This window comes from Nocardia takedensis NBRC 100417, assembly GCF_000308695.1.
In the GTDB taxonomy this organism is placed as follows: Bacteria; Actinomycetota; Actinomycetes; order Mycobacteriales; family Mycobacteriaceae; genus Nocardia; species Nocardia takedensis.
Genome location: NZ_BAGG01000066.1, coordinates 1 through 17,032, shown reverse-complemented (window position 1 = coordinate 17,032; position 17,032 = coordinate 1). Strand labels below are relative to the sequence as shown.

Below are 17,032 nucleotides of genomic sequence, written 5' to 3'. Positions count from 1 at the left end.
GCGTCACTGGTTGATGTCGAGCACGTTCTTCAGACCGGCGCGGTAGCGGATGCGGTCGAGTTGGCGCGCGCCCTCGAATTCGCGGATGGTCCCGTGCTTCCAGAGCTTGGCCTTGGTCGCGTCCGACCCCGACGCCTCCAGGATGGCGTTGGCGGCGTTGCGGCCGCCCTCGCACGCGCCTTCCATGGTCGCCAGGTCGACCTCGCTCTGCAGGTAGTCACCCGCCAGCACGAGATTGGGGATCGCGGTCTTGGCGACGCCGCGGTTCTCCCAGGACCCCGCGGTGTTGATCAGCAGCGGCTCCTCGTTGGTGTTCGAGCCCGCGGCCGGATCCCAGTGGATGGCCGGATCCAGGAACCAGGAGTGCAGGTCCTCGTTGCCCAGGCGCGCGAGCTGCGGCTCACCGCGCTGGGTGCGGGTGACCTGATCCCACACCTCCTCGGCCACTTCCTGCGGCGAGCACTTCTTGGCGGGCTTCTTGATCTTCTGGCCGGGGGCGTCCCAGTCCGAGATGCACAGCGACAAGATGTCCTTGACCTGACCGTCGCCGTAGCCGTCCTTGACCTTCTTCTTCCAGAACTGGTTCTGCTGGATGCCGGTCAGGCGCCACGGGGAGTCGATGAAGCCGAGGTGGCCCGCACCGATCCGATCCTCGGACTTGAGGAAGAACTGGATGCCGTTCATCCAGTCGACCTCGAGCTTGCGGATGTTGTCGAGCTTCGGGTCGATCGCCAGCATCTCCGGGGTGATGAACTTCGGGACCACCTCGGGCGAGAAGGCCAGCACGAACCAGTCGGCCTCGATGGTCTTGTCCGCGCCACTGGCATCCTTGGCATTGGCCGACCCGATCCGGCCGTCCTTGACGTTGATCTTGGTGATGGAGGTGCCCAGCTCCATCTTGACACCCTTACCGGTCAGGTAGGCGACCCACGGATCGATCCACTGCTCGTTGGTCGGGCCGTTGAGCACGTTGTCGGGGAACGGCGCGTCCGGGTTGGCGCGGTTGATGATCGAGAGCAGGAACGCCTCGGCCTGGTTGCAGATGGTGCGGGTACTGGCCTTGTGCTCCTTGGCCGCGACCAGGGTCCTGGTGACCGTGGAGATGATCACCGCGTAGCTCTCCGGCCCCTGGTCCATGAGCGCGAAGTCCTTGAACGACAGCTTCTCCCACTGTCCGATCCGACGCTCGTCGCAGCTGGTGAAGAACACCAGCAGGCGGCGCACCAGCAGCAGTAGATCCGGGACGGGCAGTCGCGGGATCCAGGTCAGGCCGCCGAGCAGGGTCTTGATGACCTTCTGCGGGTGCAGGGCCAGGCCGATCGCGTCGAAGTCGAGCGCGAAGGGCAGGGTGATGTCGGGCGCGTCCTGGGCCGCGGTGAGGGTCAGCGCGGATGTCAGGTTGCCGAGCACACCGTTCTCGTTCCCCGGGAAGGGGATGCGCTTCATGGTGTCCGGGACGGCGTAGTAGTAACCGGGGAAGAACCGGAATCCGTGCTCGCCGGGCAGGGGTTTGCGACCGCCGGTTCCGGCGATCGGTGTATCGATACTGCGGGCCTTGCCGCCCCAAGCCTTCCTTTCGTAGATCGTGACGTCGTAGCCACGCTCGACCAACTCGTGGGCCGCGGTCATTCCCGCGATGCCGCCGCCGAGTACCGCGACCTTCTTCTTGGTCACGGCGGCGTCGGCGCGGGTCAGGCCGACAAGGCCGCTACTGGTCGCACTCGCGGCAGCAAGGGCGATGGAGCCCGCTGCCGCGCCTTTCATCACACTACGGCGAGAGACTTCGGATTCGGCCATAGGATCACGTCCTCATCGACTTCAAGGCCACCGGTCAGGATGGCAACAATGTATCCAGATCCGATACATACGGTCAACGCTGAATCAAGAACTGTGGCTTTGTTACAAAGGGACGTCGGAATCGGCGGGAATTCCTCACAGACAGTCCGGCGCCCGTTACCCTGCGCAGCGAGCAATCACACTGGTCAGCGCCGCGCCGGCCGCGCGAACGACTCCCCGCCACCCGCGCGAACGCAATTCCCCACAACGCCGAAACGGCGGCTCCCACTGGGGGAGCCGCCGTTTCGCGGGAATTCTTCGGGACTACCGCGTCGGGAATCGTCGCGACGCCGCTCGGAAAGCGCGGCGTAGACCTACTCCAGGACCTCGCTCGGCGGCCCCGACCGGAGCCCTGGTTGATGGTTCGGAAACCGCCGAGCGAGTGGTGACGCCGACCGCGGAAATGGCGTCACATTTCTCACTGTACGGAGCGCGATACCGTTCGGAAAACGATTTCCGGCGATGCTGGAGACCGACTCATCCGGCGATCCCCCCGGTATGGCAACCTCACAAACGCACGCGCTCCGCGCCCAGGATGCGGCCGATCGTCTCCGAAAATTCAGGCCGCGGACCGTGATCGTTCCGAGATAGCGTCGAAGCAGGCCGCAATTCCGTCCGGGACAGCCGTGGTAGACCCGCGGCGCCCCACCCGCGCGGCAATCCCGGGCAAGATGAGGCGTGCCGGCGGAAAGCGGGTGCGCGCCGGTCAGATCGGCGGGAGTTCGGACCACGACGGTGCGCCGCCCGTGCGGTAGGCCGCTTCCCAGGCCAGCACGTTGGTGACGTAGGCCATCGAGTTGTTGTAGCGCAGAATCGCTTTGGTGCGCTGGTCGGGGTCGTCGAGGTCGAGTCCGCCCGCGCACAGGTAGCGGCCCGCCGTCAGCGCGGCGTCGAAGAGGTTGTCGGGGTCGGCCGCGCCGTCACCGTTGCCGTCGGCGGCGTAGGCGCGCCACGTCCCGGGGATGAACTGCATCGGGCCGACCGCGCGGTCGTAGTCGGCGATGCCGTCCAGCGCGCCGTCGTCGGTGTCGGCGATCACCGCGTTGCCCGCGGTGCTGCCGTCCAGCGACGGCCCGTGGATGGGACGCAGCGTGGCGCCGTTCTCGTCCACCGAACCGCCGTAGGCGTGATCGGATTCGACCCGGCCGATACCGCCGAGCAACGTCCACGGCAGGTGGCAGCCCGGGGAGTCCTTCGCGAGGATGTCCGCGGCGTTGCTGTAGGCGGCCACCGCCACCTCGGGCACGGTCGCGCCGGGGCCCGCGGCGGCGACGGGATGACGCCAGGTCGGCGTCTCCACGGCGACGGGGGCGGAGGCGGGCGCGACCACGACCGGTTCCGGCGGCGGCGGAGGCGGCACGTATTCGGTGGCCATGCGCAGGGGCTCGAACGGTTCCGGTGCGGCTTGCACCGGGACGGTCGCGAACTCCATCGGGATGGTGGGCTCGATCGGCGCCGCGGCCTCCACGGTGTTCGGGACCCCGCTGTCCAGGCCCGCCCCGACGGCCGAGACCGCGGTGGGGACCAGGCCGGTCAGTACGATCACCGATCCGCGAACTCCGTTGCGTCCCGAGGCTTTACGGTGACGACCCACGACTGCCGACTCCTCCCGGTGCCACGACGTCGGGCACGAAATGACCTGAGATTAACGCCGTCGCGGCCGGCCGTGCGGAACCCTGTGACGATGCCTCGAGGCCCACGACACGGCCTCGGTCAACGCTCCGATCGGGACGCCTCGGCATGCTCCACGACGGGGACCGCGGACGCGGGATCGTAGGGGCGCGGCGCGGCGGCGACACGTCCGGTGACGAACAGCCGACCGGACACGTCCAGGTAGCCGAAGTCGCCGGTGTCGAGCAGTGAGCCGACCGTCACGTCGTCCCGATCGTCGAGATGACCCCCGCACATCATCCGGTTGCGGACGAAGATCCGGCCGACCGCACCGATCGGCACCGGGGTGAGATCGGTTCCCAGCACGGCGATCTCGGTGCCGGTGGGCGGACGCCCGACGGTCCCGGGCGCCTTCCGCAACTCGCGCGGGTCGGCGACCGCGATCCACGCGGCCTCGGCGTTGCCGTAGACGTTGTAGAGGATCTCGCCGAACGCGTCGAGGAACAGGCGCACCAACTCGGGCGCGAGCGTACCGCCGCCGCAGGCCACCACCCGCAGGGTGGACAGGTCGTAGCGGGTGAGCGCCTCGATGGGCAGTTCCAGCAGTCGCCGCACCATGAGGGGCGTCAGGATCAGCACGCCGATCCGGTAGGTCGCGACGAGCCACAGGCAGTCCTCGGGATCGAAATCCTCGGTGAGCACGGTGCGCGCGCGGGTGGCGAGGGCGGCTTGGAAGGCGGCCAGCCCCCATCCGCGCGTGAGCGGGGCCGCGATCAGCATCGCCTCGTCCACGCACAGCGGCACCCGGGACAGCAGATCCGCGAAGCCGCGCAGGTCGCGCCGCTGCGGAAGCCATGCCGTTCGCTGGGTTCCGTTGGCCGACACGAAGACCCGGCCGGTATGCGAGCGGCGGCGGCGACCGGAGCGACCGGACTGCACCAGCCCTTCGACCGTCGGCAGGGCCGGGAACAGCGAGCGCCCGTCGGTGCTCGCCCGCCGCACGCCCGGATCGACCGCGCGGGTCTGCATTTCGAGCGCGCCGTCGGCGAACAGGACCTCGACTCCGGTGCGCGCGACGACTTCGGCGAGGTGGTCGGCCGAGTACCCGGCGTCGAGCAGCACCAGATCCGCGCCGAGCGCCGCCGTCGCCCCGATGACCTGCACGGCTTCGAGGTGGTTGCGCGCGAGCAGTCCGACCGCGCTGCCGGGTCCGATCCCCCACGCCCCGAGCGAACCCGCGAGCAGGTGGATGCGCTGGTGCATTTCGGCGTAGGTGAGACTGCCCCAGTCGTCCACCGCCGCGACGTAATTCGGCGAATGCCGGGCCTGGGCGCGATAGTGGGCGGTGACCGGCGCGCGGCGGCGGATCAGGCCCGCCCACTGGCGCACGACGATATCCGGGCGCGCTCGACCGACGTGGCGGGCCAGCATCCGACGCAGGCGCGGCGGGCGGCGGTCGCAGGAGACGACCGAGGTGGCCTCACCCCGGGCGAAGGACGCGACCTGGTCGAGGCAGGCGCGCAGCCAGTGCCGCACCGCACCGGTGCCGCGACGGCGGATCCACGGATGCACCCGGCCCGCGCCGAGCACGGTGACGATCACGGCGGTCCGCGCACCATCGGAGCGCAAACGCACCGACACCAGGCTGCCCGACTCCGCGCATTGCAGATCGAACGCCTCGTAGCGCCTGCCGACGGTCAATCGCACACGCAGCGTGCCGATTCCGCTCTCGTCGGTGCCGACCGACAGGTCGAGCAGGGGTTGCCCGTCGACCACGTCGACCTGCTCACACGCGCCCACCCCGTGGAACAGCCGCGGATACATTCCCGGATCGACCAGGACCTCCCAGAGCAGGTGCCGGGGTATCAGATACTCCTCGGCGACCTCGATGACCTCCGAAATCACGCCATTCACCTCCGCACCGGTCGACATCATTGGATCGCGGGCGCGGCGGACGCGGACGCGCCGCGAACCGGGACTGGACCATGCACAGAAGATCGGCGGCCCGCGTGGGCATTCGCACGAGGCCCGGCGCCGCTCAGGCCGAATCGGTCGCGGGCGCGTGGCGGGCCGCGCGCAGGGCGGGATCCACGGGCGCGGCGCTCGGGTCGGCCGGTCCGAGCCCGAATTTGACCAACGGAACGACGGATTCGCGCACGAACGTCCGTACCGCGGTCTCGTCGGTGAAGTCGATGCCCGCGTGCGGGGTGAGCATCACCGAATGGGCCAGTCGGGCCAAGATCTCGGCGACCGGGCGCACGTCGTAACCCGCGATGAGACCGAGTTTCTGTGCGGTGGTCAGGATCTCGCCGGTGAAGTCGATGCCGAGGGTGACCACGTCGCGACCGCGCACGGTGAAGAAGCTCAGCACCTCCTCGGGCGCGACCGCCAGCAGTTGGGCGACCAGGACGTGCAGGCGGGTGCGGCGCAGGACGTAGAGCACCGTCTCCTCGATCTGGGCGTCGGCGGTCTCGGTGCGCGCGGCGAGCGCGGTGACCTCGGCGAGCATACGCTCGGTCTCGCGTTCCAGGACCGCCTCGACCAGGTTCTGCTTGCGGGCGAAGCGGCGGTAGATGGTGACGCGGTTGACCCCGCAGCGGCGCGCGATGTCGTCCAGACTGCTGCGTCGGATGCCGACCTGCAAGATCCGGTCCAGGGCCGCGTCCATGATCTTCTCATCGAGTTCGTCGCGCACCCTGGCCATGCACCGAAGATACCGAGCTTGTTTCATTGCGTCAAAGAAATCGTCCCCATTCTCCGCATTTCACCTGGTCGCGTGACGACAGTGAATCAACTATTGATGCTCTGTTGCATCGCGGCTAGGGTTGTCCGCACCCAGCACGCACAGGAGAGGGGCTCGCCTTGCGCAGTGAAGCGTTCTCGACGGAGGCCGCCGCCTCGGCGCACCGCCCACCGACGCCCGCGCCCCGGCCGCATCCGCCGCGCACCGTGGTCCGCACCCCGTCGACCGCCGAGGTCGCCGCTCACGTGCACCGACTGCGCGGCGCGCTCGGGGAACCCGAAGGCGCCGCGCGGACGCTGAGCGCGATGCTCATCGACGGGATGAATCCGGCCGCGGTCGCCCGTTCGGCGGGGATCGCCCTGTCCGAGTACTACTCCGTGCTCGCCGTCGCCATCGGCGCGAATACGCCACGGACACTGCCGGAATCGGCCGCGCTCGCCCAGGCCGAGGAGCGCCGCGCACGGGTCGAGGCCACCTTTGCCGCCCTGTGCGAGAACAGCGCGCTGCCACTGCTCAGCGGCAGCGGCGGCACCGTGCTGATCCCGGAAGGCGAAGCGGGCGACCGTATTCCGGAGGACCTGCTGACCCATCTGACGCGCGCGGCGGGCACGCCGGTCACCGCGACCGCGGTCTCGGCCACCTTTCACGGCATCCCGCCCGCCACCGACCTGGCTCACGAACTGCTCGATATCGTCCAGCGACTGCGCTACGAACCCCGGCTCTACCGACTCGACGATCTGGCCCTGGAATACCAGGCCACCCGGCGCGACCACGTCACCGATCACCTGTGGGCGCTGCTGGAGCCTTTGCGCGCGCACCCGGATCTGGTCGACACGCTGCGCTGCTATCTCGACAGCGACCTCAACCGCCAGCGCACCGCGCGGATGCTCACCATCCACAGCAACACCGTCGACTACCGGTTGCGCCGGGTCAAGGAACTCACCGGCTTGGACCCGTACCGGCCCAACGGGCTGTGGTACCTGCAATCGGCGCTGGTCGCGCAGACCTACCGGGCCACCGAGGCGGACCGTCCAGCGACCTAGGGCCGCCGACCAGTCCTCCCGCAGCGGTGCGGGACAGCCACAACAGGAGTGCAAGTGGATGACAACAGCGGCGCACAGCCGTCGATCGCCGTAGTCGGCAGCGGATTCAGCGGCATCGGACTCGCGATCCGGCTGCGCCAGGCCGGTTTTCGCGACGTGTGGATCTACGAGAAGCACGGCGACGTGGGCGGGGTGTGGCGCGACAACACCTACCCGGGGGCGGCGTGCGACGCGCCCTCGCACCTGTACTCCTATTCTTTCCTGCCCAAACCCGACTGGTCGCGGCGCTTCGCCGAACAACCCGAGATCCTGGGCTACCTGCGTGCCTGCGCCGACGACGCTGGCCTGCGGCCACGCATCCTTTTCGACACCGAGATCGTCGACGCGCGCTACGACCGCACCGGGCGGCAGTGGACGCTGAGCGCCGCCGACGGCGCGACCTACACCGCCGACGTGCTGATCTCGGCCTGCGGGCAGCTCTCGACGCCGTCCTACCCGAACATCCCCGGCCTCGCGGACTTCGCCGGGACAGTGTTCCACTCGGCGCGCTGGGATCACGAGCACGACATGTCCGGCCGCGACGTGGCGGTCATCGGCAACGGCGCCAGCGCGATCCAACTCGTGCCGCACCTGGCCGAGGTGGCCGGTTCGCTGACGATCTTCCAGCGCCAGCCCTATTGGATCAGCCCGAAACCCGACACCGAGTACGCCCGGCTGCGCGGCCCGCTCAATCGCCGGATCCCGTTGCTGCACAGAATCCCTCGCCTGATGATCTTCCTCTGGTTCGAGATGGTCCTCAATCCCATGCTGGTGTCCGAGCGGGGACGCAAGCTGCTGGCCGCCCCGATCCGGTGGTGGTGCCGGTGGAACCTGCGCAAGATCGCCGATCCCGCGTTGCGCGCGGCGCTGACCCCCGACTACGAACTCGGCTGCAACCGCATCCTGACCTCCAACGAGTACTACGACACCCTCAACCGGGACAACACCCGCGTGGTCACCGAACCGATCACCGGGATCGAGGGCGCGGCCCTGCGCACCGCGGACGGACGGACGCACCGGGTCGACACGATCGTGCTGGCCACCGGGTTCCGCTCGCACGATTTCGTCGCGCCGATGACCGTGGTCGGCCCCGACGGAGTCGACCTGGTCACGGCCTGGGACGAACGCCCGCGCGCCTACCTCGGGCTCAGCGTGCCCGGCTTCCCGAACTTCTTCCTCATGTACGGGCCCAACACCAATGTCGGTTCCGGGTCGATCGTGCACATGCTGGAGAGCCAGATGAACTACATCGTCGACGCGCTGCGCACCATGCGGCGCACCGGCGGCTATCTGGACCTGCGGCCGGAGGTGCTCGACGCCTTCGACGAACGCGTCCAGGAACAGTTGGCCGACACGGTGTGGAACACCGGAGGCTGCCACAGTTGGTACATCGCCGACACCTCGCGCGGTCCCGCCAACACCAACAACTGGCCGGAGTCGATGCGCAGCTATCGGCGGCGCACCCGAACGCTGAACCCCGCCCTCTACCGCATCGCGCCCGCGCGCGAGCGGATGACGCGAGTCGAGAACTGACCGGTCGTCCCGGGGCGCCGCGCGCGCCCCGGGACTCACGAGGTCTGCGCGGTTCCCGGATCGGGCGCGGTCAGGAACCGCTTGATGATCTTGCCGGTGTCCCCGCGCGGCAGCGCCGCCAGGAAGTTCACGTCGCGCGGAACCGCGACCCGGCCGAGCCGGTGCCGGATGTAATCGCGCACCATCTGCGAATCCAACCCGGTGCCTTCACTTTTCACCACGAAAGCGGCCAGACGTTGCCCGAAATCGGGATCGGGGACACCGACCACGGCGGCCTCGCGCACCTGCGGGAGATATTCCAGGGCCTCCTCGACCGGGCGCGGGAAGAACTTCTCGCCGCCGGAGATGACCATCTCGTCGTCGCGGCCGTCGACGAACAGCCGACCCGCGACGTCGAGGCAGCCGAGATCGCCGGTGTCGAGCATGCCGTCGGACTCCACGGGCGGCCGCGCGTTGACGTAGCCGTCGAACAGCATCGGGTTGCCCACGAAGATCCGGCCGGTCGCGCCGACCGGCACCGGCCGCAGATCCGGGCCCAGCACCGCGATCCTGGTGCCCGCGGGCGGGCGGCCGACCGTCGCGGGCGCGGCGCGCAGATCCTCGGGGGTCGCCACGGTCGCCCAGGAGACCTCGGTGGAACCGTAGACGTTGTAGAGGATCTCGCCGAAGGTCTCGGTGAACCGCAGCACGGTCGAGGCCGACAGCGGCGCGCCGCCGCAGGCCACCACGCGCAGACTCGACAGGTCGTGGGCCGCGCGCACGCGCTCGGGCAGATCCAGGATGCGTCGCAGCATCGTCGGCACCGCCACCAGCGTGCGCACCCGGTGCTCGGCGATCAGGTGCAGGCAGTTCTCGGCGTCGAAGCGCTCCTGGAGCACCACCGTCGCCCGCAGGGCCGTACTCAGTTGCAGCATGCCGAGCCCCCAGGTGTGGAACAACGGCGAGGCGATGAGCATGGTCTCCTGCATCGCCAACGGAATCCGGGACAGCACCGCGGCGACCGGTTCCAGTCCCTTCGGATCGGGACGGCGGGCGCCTTTCGGCTTGCCGCTGGTGCCCGAGGTCAGGACCACCAGGCGGCCGGGCCGCCGTCTGCGCGGCACCGCGTTCGGCGCGTCCGCGATCAGGTCCTCGAGGCTCTCCTCCCCCGGTGCGGGTCGCGCGGTGGTGGCCAGGCGGCGGGTGCCCGGCGGGAGATAGCGCACCACGTCGTCGAATTCGGCGTCGGCGATCAGCGCCGAGAGTCGTTCGCGCTGCGCGATGTCCTCGAGTTGCCGCCCGGACAGGCCGGCGTTGAGCAGGATCAGGTCCAGACCGGCTTTGCCCGCTGCGGCCATGATCTCGATCAGGGAGGCGTGGTTGCGCGCCAGCACCGCGGCGGTGTGCCCGCCGCCGAGTCCGCGCGCCAGCAGGGCGCAGGCCAGCGCGTCGGTGCGGCGCTGGATCTCGGCGAACGTGCTGCTGCCGCGCGCGTCGATCACCGCGATCCGATCCGGTGCGCAGGCCGCGGAGGTGGCGTAGCCGCCCGCCAGGCTCAGCCCCCATTTCGCCAGTGCCGCCAACTGTTTGAGACCGTGGTCGGGCCGCGAAGGCCGCACGATCCCGGTCGAGAGCATCCGGCGGACGACATCGGCCTGTCGCCGCAGCGGGGCGCCCGCGCCGAGTACCGAGGTCGGCTCCGCGCGGCACCGTTGGGCCACCCGGCGCAGACCGGCCTCGATCCAGGCGATCACCTCGGCGTTGGTTCCCGCCGCGACGACCGGATGCACACGGCCCGGGGCGAACACGGTGACGGTCACCCTGGTGCCCGCGTCGCGGTCCCGGAGCCGGATCGCGGCCAGACTGCCCAGGTCCGGGCAGTAGAGTTCCAGATCGCCGGAGGTCTTCCCGATGATGAGCCGCACCCGCACGTCCGCGACGCCGTGCGCCGCGTCACCGATCCGGAACATCAGGACCGGGCAGTCCTCGATGTGTTCGACGTATTCGCAGCCGCCGATGCCCGCGAACAGTCGCACGTAGGTGTGCGGATCGCTCAGGGCCTGCCACACCGCGCGGCGGCCGACCGCGACATCGTGGGTGGTGTCGAGAATTTCGGTAACCATGAGCCACACTCCCCGTCGGCCGGCTCCGCTGCCCGTCGACCGTGCGAGACGCTACCGGGGTCCGCGCCGCGGATTCGGAGTTCGACGCGGGCGCTGGAGAGCCCACAGCCCGCCCGATCCGGTCCGTAGTGCAAGCTCACCGGCGCGATCGCGCCGTGCATGTCCCGGACAGGCCACGATTTCGCGGGCGCGGACTGCCTCGATACGGGGCGGTGCGCAACAATGTATCCAAATCTGATGCGCAGTACTGACGATGCACCGTATATTGATGCATTGTTACAGCCACATCATCGTGGCCGGATCACCCGGCGGCGGCGAACCATCATCGAACCCGGAACGCAGTGCCGCCCTGGCTGATCCGCGACTCGAACGGAGCACCACCGATGTCCGCCATCGCCAAGTTCACCGACCCGAAGACCACCACCGCCGCGACCGGACCCCACCCCGCCGCCGACCGACCCGGCCCGCGCTCCGGCGACGCGCCGCGCTGCGACGACCCGGCGCTCGCGCGCCTGTGCGCGGAACTGCTCACCGAGACCGTCAACCGGGCCGTGGTCCCCGAGGCCACCATGACCGCCCAACTCGACCAGGTGCGCCGCATCACCAGAGCCTGGTCACGCCAAGGGGTTTCGCTCGAGGCCATCCAGCGCGCGGTCCGCAGCGCGGGCGACCAGGCCTTCGACCGGGTCGTGACCTCCACCGCCACCCGCGACCCGCACCGGATGGCCACCGTCGTCAAACGGTTCCTCCAGGTCCGCGAGCGACTGACCGCCGCGGTGTCGGTCGCCTACATCCAGGACGTCGACGGCCGCGTCGGACACCTTCGTACCCCGCTGCACCGCCTCGCCTCCGCGCTGGCAGGCGACGGGCAGGACGTGCCGCAGGGCGCTCCGCTCGCCGATTCCTATGCGGTGCTGGCCGTCTCGATCCCCCGGCGGCACGTCGACGGCCCCGATCCGGCCCGCGAAGTCACCGCCCGCGGCACCCTGGAACGGGTGCAGCGCGCGCTCACCGAACACCACGCGCTGTCCACGCTGGCCGTGCTGGGCGTGCACGGCGGCACCGTACTGGTCCCGGCCTGCGACGCCGATCGCGAAACCCTCACCGGCCTGGTCGAAGACCTCTCCCGCGCCGCGCAGACCCCGCTCACCGCCGCGGTCCTCTGCGGCGCGCGCACCCAGATCCGCCAGGTCGCCGACAGCGCACACGAACTGCTCGACGTCGCCCAGCGCCTGCACATGCGGCCCGGACTCTACGAATTCGGCGACCTGGCACTGGAATACCAGCTCACCCGCCCCGGCCCCGCGATGGACCGCCTGGCCGCCGCCATCGACCCGCTCGAGGACCACCCCGGCCTGTTGCAGACCCTGCTGCTCTACATCCAGAACAACCTGCGCCGCCAGGACACCGCGCGAATGCTGAAACTGCACCGCAACACCGTCGACTACCGCCTGCGGCGCATCCAGGAACTCACCGGATACGACCCCGCCAAACAATCGGGCCTGTTCCACCTCCAGTGCGCCCTGATCGCCCACGCCTACCGCCGCTCCCAGCGTCGCGAACAGACCCTGCCCGAGCGGACCGCCGCCGGCTGAGCGCCACGGTCCGTCGAACGACGGACACCCCCATTGCCGCTGACCCTACTGTCGACACTCCCGTCGACCTTCCCGAAGCGACCGATCGACTGTGCCGGGCGGGCGGAATGAACAGCGAACCGGCCCAGAGCCCGCTGATCCTGGATGCTTTCTTCACCCCGCGCGAGGTCGGTGATCGGACCGGGCAGGACGACCCAGGCGGCCGACTGCTCGAATTTCGCGGGTACGGACTTTCACCGGTTGGGCGAATCCGACCGCGCCGAGATGGAAATCCGGCGCGGTCGGGTCGATTGCCCATCCCTCGGCGCTACGCCGTGCGCGCCAGCCGCCCCGCCTGCTGATGCCCGACGGGCGCGTCGCCCTGGGCCGCCTATCCGAGGCCGGCCGACGACGCTACGGCTTGATCGCGCGTCCGGCGGACGTGCGCACGTGGTGACGGGCGGGACTCTCACAGGTCGAGGGTGGCGGCGAGCAGGGGCCAGGAGTCGTGGAGTTCGTCCTGCCAGTAGCCCCAGGAGTGGGTGCCGGTGGGGCGGATGACGACGGTGGCGGGAATTCCCAACTCCGCCAGACGCTGTCCGAAGGTCTGCACGCAGTAGCGGGTGACCGCTTCGACGCCGCCGCCGACGGCGAGGCGGTCGAGGTATTTGTTCGGGTCGCCGTCGATGCCGGGGCTGGTGGGGGTGTCGAAGCGGCCGGGCAGGCCGGTGCCGGTGGAGATGTAGAGCGCTGTGCCGCGCAGTTTCTCGGCGTTGAGGAAGGGGTCGTTGACCGTCCAGGCGGGGTCCTGCGGGGGTCCCCACATGTTCGCGGCGTCGCCTCGGGAGCGGGCGACGACGGCGGCGACCATGGCTTGGCCGAGGGGGTCGCTGGTGCGGATGCAGCCGCTGTAGGAGCCGATGGCGCGGTAGAGGCCGGGTGCGGCGATGGCGAGTTGGAAGACGCTGGTGGCGGCCATGGAGATGCCGGCGATGGCGTTGGCTTTGGTGGTGTGGAGTGCGGTGTCGATGATGGGGGGTAGTTCGCGGGTGAGGAAGGTGGTCCAGGCCATGCGTCCGAGGACGGGGTCGGGTCGGAGCCAGTCGGTGAAGTAGCTGCCTGCTCCGCCGATGGGGATGACGATGTTGACGTGTTTGTCGGCGAAGAACTCGGGCACGTCGGTGCGGTCGAACCAGCTCGAGCCGCCGTGCCCGCCCGCCGCGCCGTTGAGCAGGTACAGCGTGGGCGCGGGACGCGAATCGTCGCGCGCGGGCAGCACTTTCACCGGGATCACGGTGTCCATGGCCGCCGAGTACACCTCGAGGTCGAGGTAGCCCTGGTCGGTGCGCACCGCGCTGTCGATGGTCGAGCCGTCGGGGGCCTGGGCAGGTGGCAGGGTCTGTTCCGGGCCCGCGTGGGCGGTGGGCGCGGCGAGCAGCACACAGGCGGCGGCGAGCAGCAGGGTTCGGCGCGGTCCGCGGGTCATCGGACGCCGCCTCGCGAGAGCGGACGGGCGGCGACGGGTTCGGTCAACCTGGGGCGCAGTGAGTTCATCGGCGGCCGGTCGGCGACCGAGACGGTGCTGGGGACCCGGCGCCAGCTCGCCCCCTCGGGCAGGAACTGGATCAACCCGAGTCCGGAGTCGGCGATGCCCAGGCGGGTCAGCATCGTCGCGATGACCTGGCGGCTCATCACCGCCAGTTCGTGGGTCGGCCGGTTTCGGTGCACCCGCACACCCAGATCGACCTGCGCGATGGCCTCGATGCCGTGCCGGGCACAGGTGTCGAGCAGCAACCCGATCTCCACTCCGTAGCCGGGCGCGAACGGCAAGGCGGCCAACAGTTCCCGGGTCGCGGCGTACTCCCCGCCCAAGGGCTGCACGATCTCGGCCAGCGCCGGGGCGAGCGCGGTCAACAGCGGACGCGCCACCAGTTCGGTGACGCGCCCGCCGCCGGTGTCGCGCCGTTCGGCGGGCAGCGGACGCCGGTAGTAGCCCTTGACCATCCGCACGCGCGGGCTGTTCAACAGCGGGGCGACCAAGGCGGGCACCAGTCCGGGATCGGGATCGACCAGATCCGAGTCGACGAAGACGACGATGTCGCCGGTCGCCACCGCCAGCGAGCGCCACAGCACCTCCCCCTTGCCCGGCCGCGGCCCGAGGGCGGGCAGCGCCTGTTCGCGGGTGTAGACGGTGGCGCCCGCGGCGCGGGCCCGTTCCACGGTGGCGTCGCGCGACCCGGAGTCGATCACCAGCACTTCGTCCACGAGCGTGCCGACCCATGCCGAGATCGAGCCGATCACCCCGGCCACCGTGTCCTGTTCGTCCAGCGCGGGTAGCACGACGGAGATCGTGCGCCCGTCTTTCGCCGCGACCAGCTCGCGCGGGTCCTGGTAGGGCATCGTCGGTCCTTTCCTTTTCCCCGCGCGGAAGCCCGGCGCGGGACTGCTCGAACGGTCGCGGGGCGACTCAGTCGGCGTCGAGTTCGTAGCGGATCAGTTCGGGCCAGGTCGTCGGCCACGGGCGCAGGAGGCGTTCGCAGCGGAACACGACCACGTCGCGGTCGATGCCGGGGAAGCCGAGCGGGTCGTCGAGCACGCCGACGGCGGTGACCTCGCCGAAGAAACGGCCCAAGGTGGGCTCCATCCGGCGCGGGGCGACGTAGAGCAGCACTTCGGCGTGGTCGGGTGGCGGCCCGAATTCGGCGAATCCGCGGTTGGGGCTGTACACCTCGGGCCAGTCGGGTCGCGCCAGATGGTCGAGTGCGGCGGCCTGCCAATAGGTGTCGGCCAGGATCGCCGTGCGGGGGCGGTCGGCCTCGGCGAGGCCGCGGTGGGCCGCGTCGACGGTCTCGACCAGTCGGTCCCAGCCGGTCGTCCCGTAGGTGCGCAGGCGTCCGTAGAGCGCGGCCCGGTCGGCGCTGGGCGTGTGCAGTTCCGACAGCGGCCGCGGCAGGATCAGCACCGTCGTCACGGCGATCGCCGCGCTCGCCAGGGCGACCACGCTTACGCCGAGGGTGCGCAGCCGTCCGCTGGTCGCGGCGACGGCGGCCACCGCGCCCGCCGCGAACAATGCCGGGAACAGGTTCGCGACGAAGTAGGGCCGGGTGGTGGTCGCGAACACGAACACCACTTGCGCGACCAGCGCGACCAGCAGGAAGCGGTAAGGACGGAAGTGGTTCGCGCGCACCAGCACCCAACAGCCCCAGAGAGCCAGCAACGTGCCGAGCAGACCGGCCAGCACCGGGATCTGGACGGCCAGGCCGAAGCCGCCGCCGGTCGCGGCGCGCTGCTCGGCGGAGATCACCGGGCCCATCGCCCACTGGGGCCAGCCGCGGCGGGCCTGCCAGGTCAAGCCCGGCAGCGCGGTCAGCAGTACCGCGCCCGTCCACGCCCACAGCGCGGGTGTGCGCGGCAATTCGCGCGGGCCGAACACCACCACCCCGAGGGCCAGACCGCACAGCAACGGCGGTGCGGACCACTTGATCTGGAGTTCGAGCATCAGGACCAGCGCCGCGAACCAGAGCAGGCGATCCTCGCGCGCGCGGGTCCAGCGCACGATCAGCCACACCACGGTCGCCGCGCAGGTGGCGTCGAAGGCGAAGGTCGACAGCGACGCGGTCTGGGAGACGAAGAACGGGCTCGTGGCGTAGGCGAGGGCCGCGACCGCCTGCGCCCGGCCCCCGCCGCCGAATTCGCGGGCGAGGGCGGCCGTCACCAGGATCGCCGCCACACCGGCCAGTACCGCCGGAAGACGCAGGGCGAGCGGCGAATCCGGGGCGAGGGTGTCGCACAGGCGGGCCAGCAGCGGGACGAAGGGGCCTTGATCGAGGTAGGTGATCGCGGGCCTGCGCCCGGCGGCCAGGAAATACAGTTCGTCGCCGAAGTACGGGTAGCGCGGGGCGCGGACCAGCACGAACAGGCCGGCCACCAAGGCTACGGGCCCCACCGCGCGCCACGCGTAGGCGGGAATCGGCGCACTCGCGCGTGGGGCTCGCGCGGGTCGGGAGCGTTGTTCGGTCGTCATCGCCGTCCTGTTCTCAGCGCCCGCGCGCGGGCAGTGCCAGGCTCACCGCGGCCAGTACCGCGGCAAGGCAGGCGATGACCCACAGCACGGTGGTGAACGCGGTGGCATAGGTGTGCGCCACGGTGGCGGCGCGGGTCGCCGGGTCCGCGACGCGGCCCGCGGCGATCCCCGCGTAGAGCACCGCGCCGAAGGCGGCCGGACCGAGCGCGCTGCCGATCTGTTGCAGCGTCGGCACCGTGCCGGAGGCCGCCCCTGCCGCCTCCGGTGCGATGTCGGCGATCAACACCGACGGCAGCGGGGCGGCGAACCACCCGGCGCCCAGTCCGGCCAGCACCACCGGCGTCGCGAGCGCGGCGGTGTCCACCCGGTTCGCGCCGGGGTCGATGAGCAGCGCGACCGCTCCGATCGCCACCGCGAAGACCGTCGCGCCGACGGCGAGCCCCCGCGGCCCCCATCGTTCGGTCAGCAGCGGCGAACTCAGCGCGCCCGCCGCCGCGCCGACGCGCGAACGGCACGATCATCAGGCC

The 17,032-nt window shown here is 70.4% G+C and carries 12 protein-coding genes; 3 read left to right on the top strand and 9 right to left on the bottom strand.

Going from position 1 to position 17,032, the window contains the following annotated elements; translation table 11 throughout:
• Positions 1-3: 3 nt before the first annotated feature.
• The 4 genes from ON30_RS14205 to ON30_RS14190 all read right to left on the bottom strand — a co-directional run bounded on the left by ON30_RS14205 (position 4) and on the right by ON30_RS14190 (position 6,151).
• Positions 4-1,797 carry a hydroxysqualene dehydroxylase gene (locus tag ON30_RS14205; RefSeq protein WP_040707429.1) on the bottom strand — a complete coding sequence of 598 codons (1,794 nt, stop codon included), beginning with the start codon at positions 1,795-1,797 and terminating at the stop codon, positions 4-6.
• Between the two features lie 745 nt (positions 1,798-2,542).
• Positions 2,543-3,382: a lytic transglycosylase domain-containing protein gene (locus tag ON30_RS14200; RefSeq protein WP_051029330.1), complete on the bottom strand. Its 840-nt coding sequence runs from the start codon at positions 3,380-3,382 to the stop codon at positions 2,543-2,545.
• Positions 3,383-3,549: 167 nt separating this feature from the next.
• On the bottom strand, positions 3,550-5,352 hold the full coding sequence (locus tag ON30_RS14195) for an AMP-binding protein (protein ID WP_169334914.1): 1,803 nt from the start codon (positions 5,350-5,352) through the stop codon (positions 3,550-3,552).
• Between the two features lie 133 nt (positions 5,353-5,485).
• On the bottom strand, positions 5,486-6,151 hold the full coding sequence (locus tag ON30_RS14190; RefSeq protein WP_040707425.1) for a TetR/AcrR family transcriptional regulator: 666 nt from the start codon (positions 6,149-6,151) through the stop codon (positions 5,486-5,488).
• A gap of 158 nt (positions 6,152-6,309) precedes the next feature.
• On the opposite strand from ON30_RS14190, the gene ON30_RS14185 reads away from it, so the two are divergent.
• Both ON30_RS14185 and ON30_RS14180 read left to right on the top strand, forming a co-directional pair.
• Positions 6,310-7,233: a PucR family transcriptional regulator gene (locus ON30_RS14185; protein ID WP_157183727.1), complete on the top strand. Its 924-nt coding sequence runs from the start codon at positions 6,310-6,312 to the stop codon at positions 7,231-7,233.
• Between the two features lie 54 nt (positions 7,234-7,287).
• Positions 7,288-8,805 (top strand): flavin-containing monooxygenase, encoded by a 1,518-nt coding sequence (locus tag ON30_RS14180; RefSeq protein WP_040707423.1) that lies wholly within the window; start codon positions 7,288-7,290, stop codon positions 8,803-8,805.
• A 35-nt stretch (positions 8,806-8,840) separates the two neighbouring features.
• Here the strand turns inward: ON30_RS14180 and ON30_RS14175 are convergent, their stop codons facing one another.
• A complete protein-coding gene (locus ON30_RS14175; RefSeq protein WP_040707522.1) occupies positions 8,841-10,907 on the bottom strand; it encodes an AMP-binding protein in 2,067 nt (688 codons plus the stop codon).
• A gap of 383 nt (positions 10,908-11,290) precedes the next feature.
• On the opposite strand from ON30_RS14175, the gene ON30_RS14170 reads away from it, so the two are divergent.
• A complete protein-coding gene (locus ON30_RS14170; protein ID WP_157183726.1) occupies positions 11,291-12,502 on the top strand; it encodes a PucR family transcriptional regulator in 1,212 nt (403 codons plus the stop codon).
• 448 nt (positions 12,503-12,950) lie between these two features.
• On the opposite strand, the gene ON30_RS14165 is transcribed toward ON30_RS14170, so the two are convergent.
• The 4 genes from ON30_RS14165 to ON30_RS14150 all read right to left on the bottom strand — a co-directional run bounded on the left by ON30_RS14165 (position 12,951) and on the right by ON30_RS14150 (position 16,917).
• Positions 12,951-13,967: an alpha/beta hydrolase gene (locus ON30_RS14165; protein ID WP_040707421.1), complete on the bottom strand. Its 1,017-nt coding sequence runs from the start codon at positions 13,965-13,967 to the stop codon at positions 12,951-12,953.
• The gene (locus tag ON30_RS14160) at positions 13,964-14,881 is read right to left on the bottom strand and encodes a glucosyl-3-phosphoglycerate synthase (RefSeq protein ID WP_051029326.1); all 918 of its coding nucleotides are present in this window, start codon (positions 14,879-14,881) and stop codon (positions 13,964-13,966) included. Before ON30_RS14160 ends, ON30_RS14165 begins: the two co-directional genes overlap by 4 nt.
• 67 nt (positions 14,882-14,948) lie before the next feature.
• Positions 14,949-16,505, bottom strand: a complete 1,557-nt coding sequence (locus ON30_RS14155; protein ID WP_040707420.1) for an ArnT family glycosyltransferase — start codon at positions 16,503-16,505, stop codon at positions 14,949-14,951.
• Positions 16,506-16,518: 13 nt separating this feature from the next.
• Complete coding sequence (locus ON30_RS14150) at positions 16,519-16,917, bottom strand: MFS transporter (RefSeq protein ID WP_040707418.1); 399 nt, start codon at positions 16,915-16,917, stop codon at positions 16,519-16,521.
• Between the last annotated feature and the right edge of the window lie 115 nt (positions 16,918-17,032).

What these genes read in the sequence shown, in the direction of transcription:
- ON30_RS14160 (WP_051029326.1), bottom strand. Translation starts at nt 14,881, where the DNA reads ATGCCCTACCAGGACCCGCGCGAGCTGGTCGCGGCGAAAGACGGGCGC.
- ON30_RS14170 (WP_157183726.1), top strand. Translation starts at nt 11,291, where the DNA reads ATGTCCGCCATCGCCAAGTTCACCGACCCGAAGACCACCACCGCCGCG.
- ON30_RS14175 (WP_040707522.1), bottom strand. Translation starts at nt 10,907, where the DNA reads ATGGTTACCGAAATTCTCGACACCACCCACGATGTCGCGGTCGGCCGC.
- ON30_RS14165 (WP_040707421.1), bottom strand. Translation starts at nt 13,967, where the DNA reads ATGACCCGCGGACCGCGCCGAACCCTGCTGCTCGCCGCCGCCTGTGTG.
- ON30_RS14190 (WP_040707425.1), bottom strand. Translation starts at nt 6,151, where the DNA reads ATGGCCAGGGTGCGCGACGAACTCGATGAGAAGATCATGGACGCGGCC.
- ON30_RS14155 (WP_040707420.1), bottom strand. Translation starts at nt 16,505, where the DNA reads ATGACGACCGAACAACGCTCCCGACCCGCGCGAGCCCCACGCGCGAGT.
- ON30_RS14205 (WP_040707429.1), bottom strand. Translation starts at nt 1,797, where the DNA reads ATGGCCGAATCCGAAGTCTCTCGCCGTAGTGTGATGAAAGGCGCGGCA.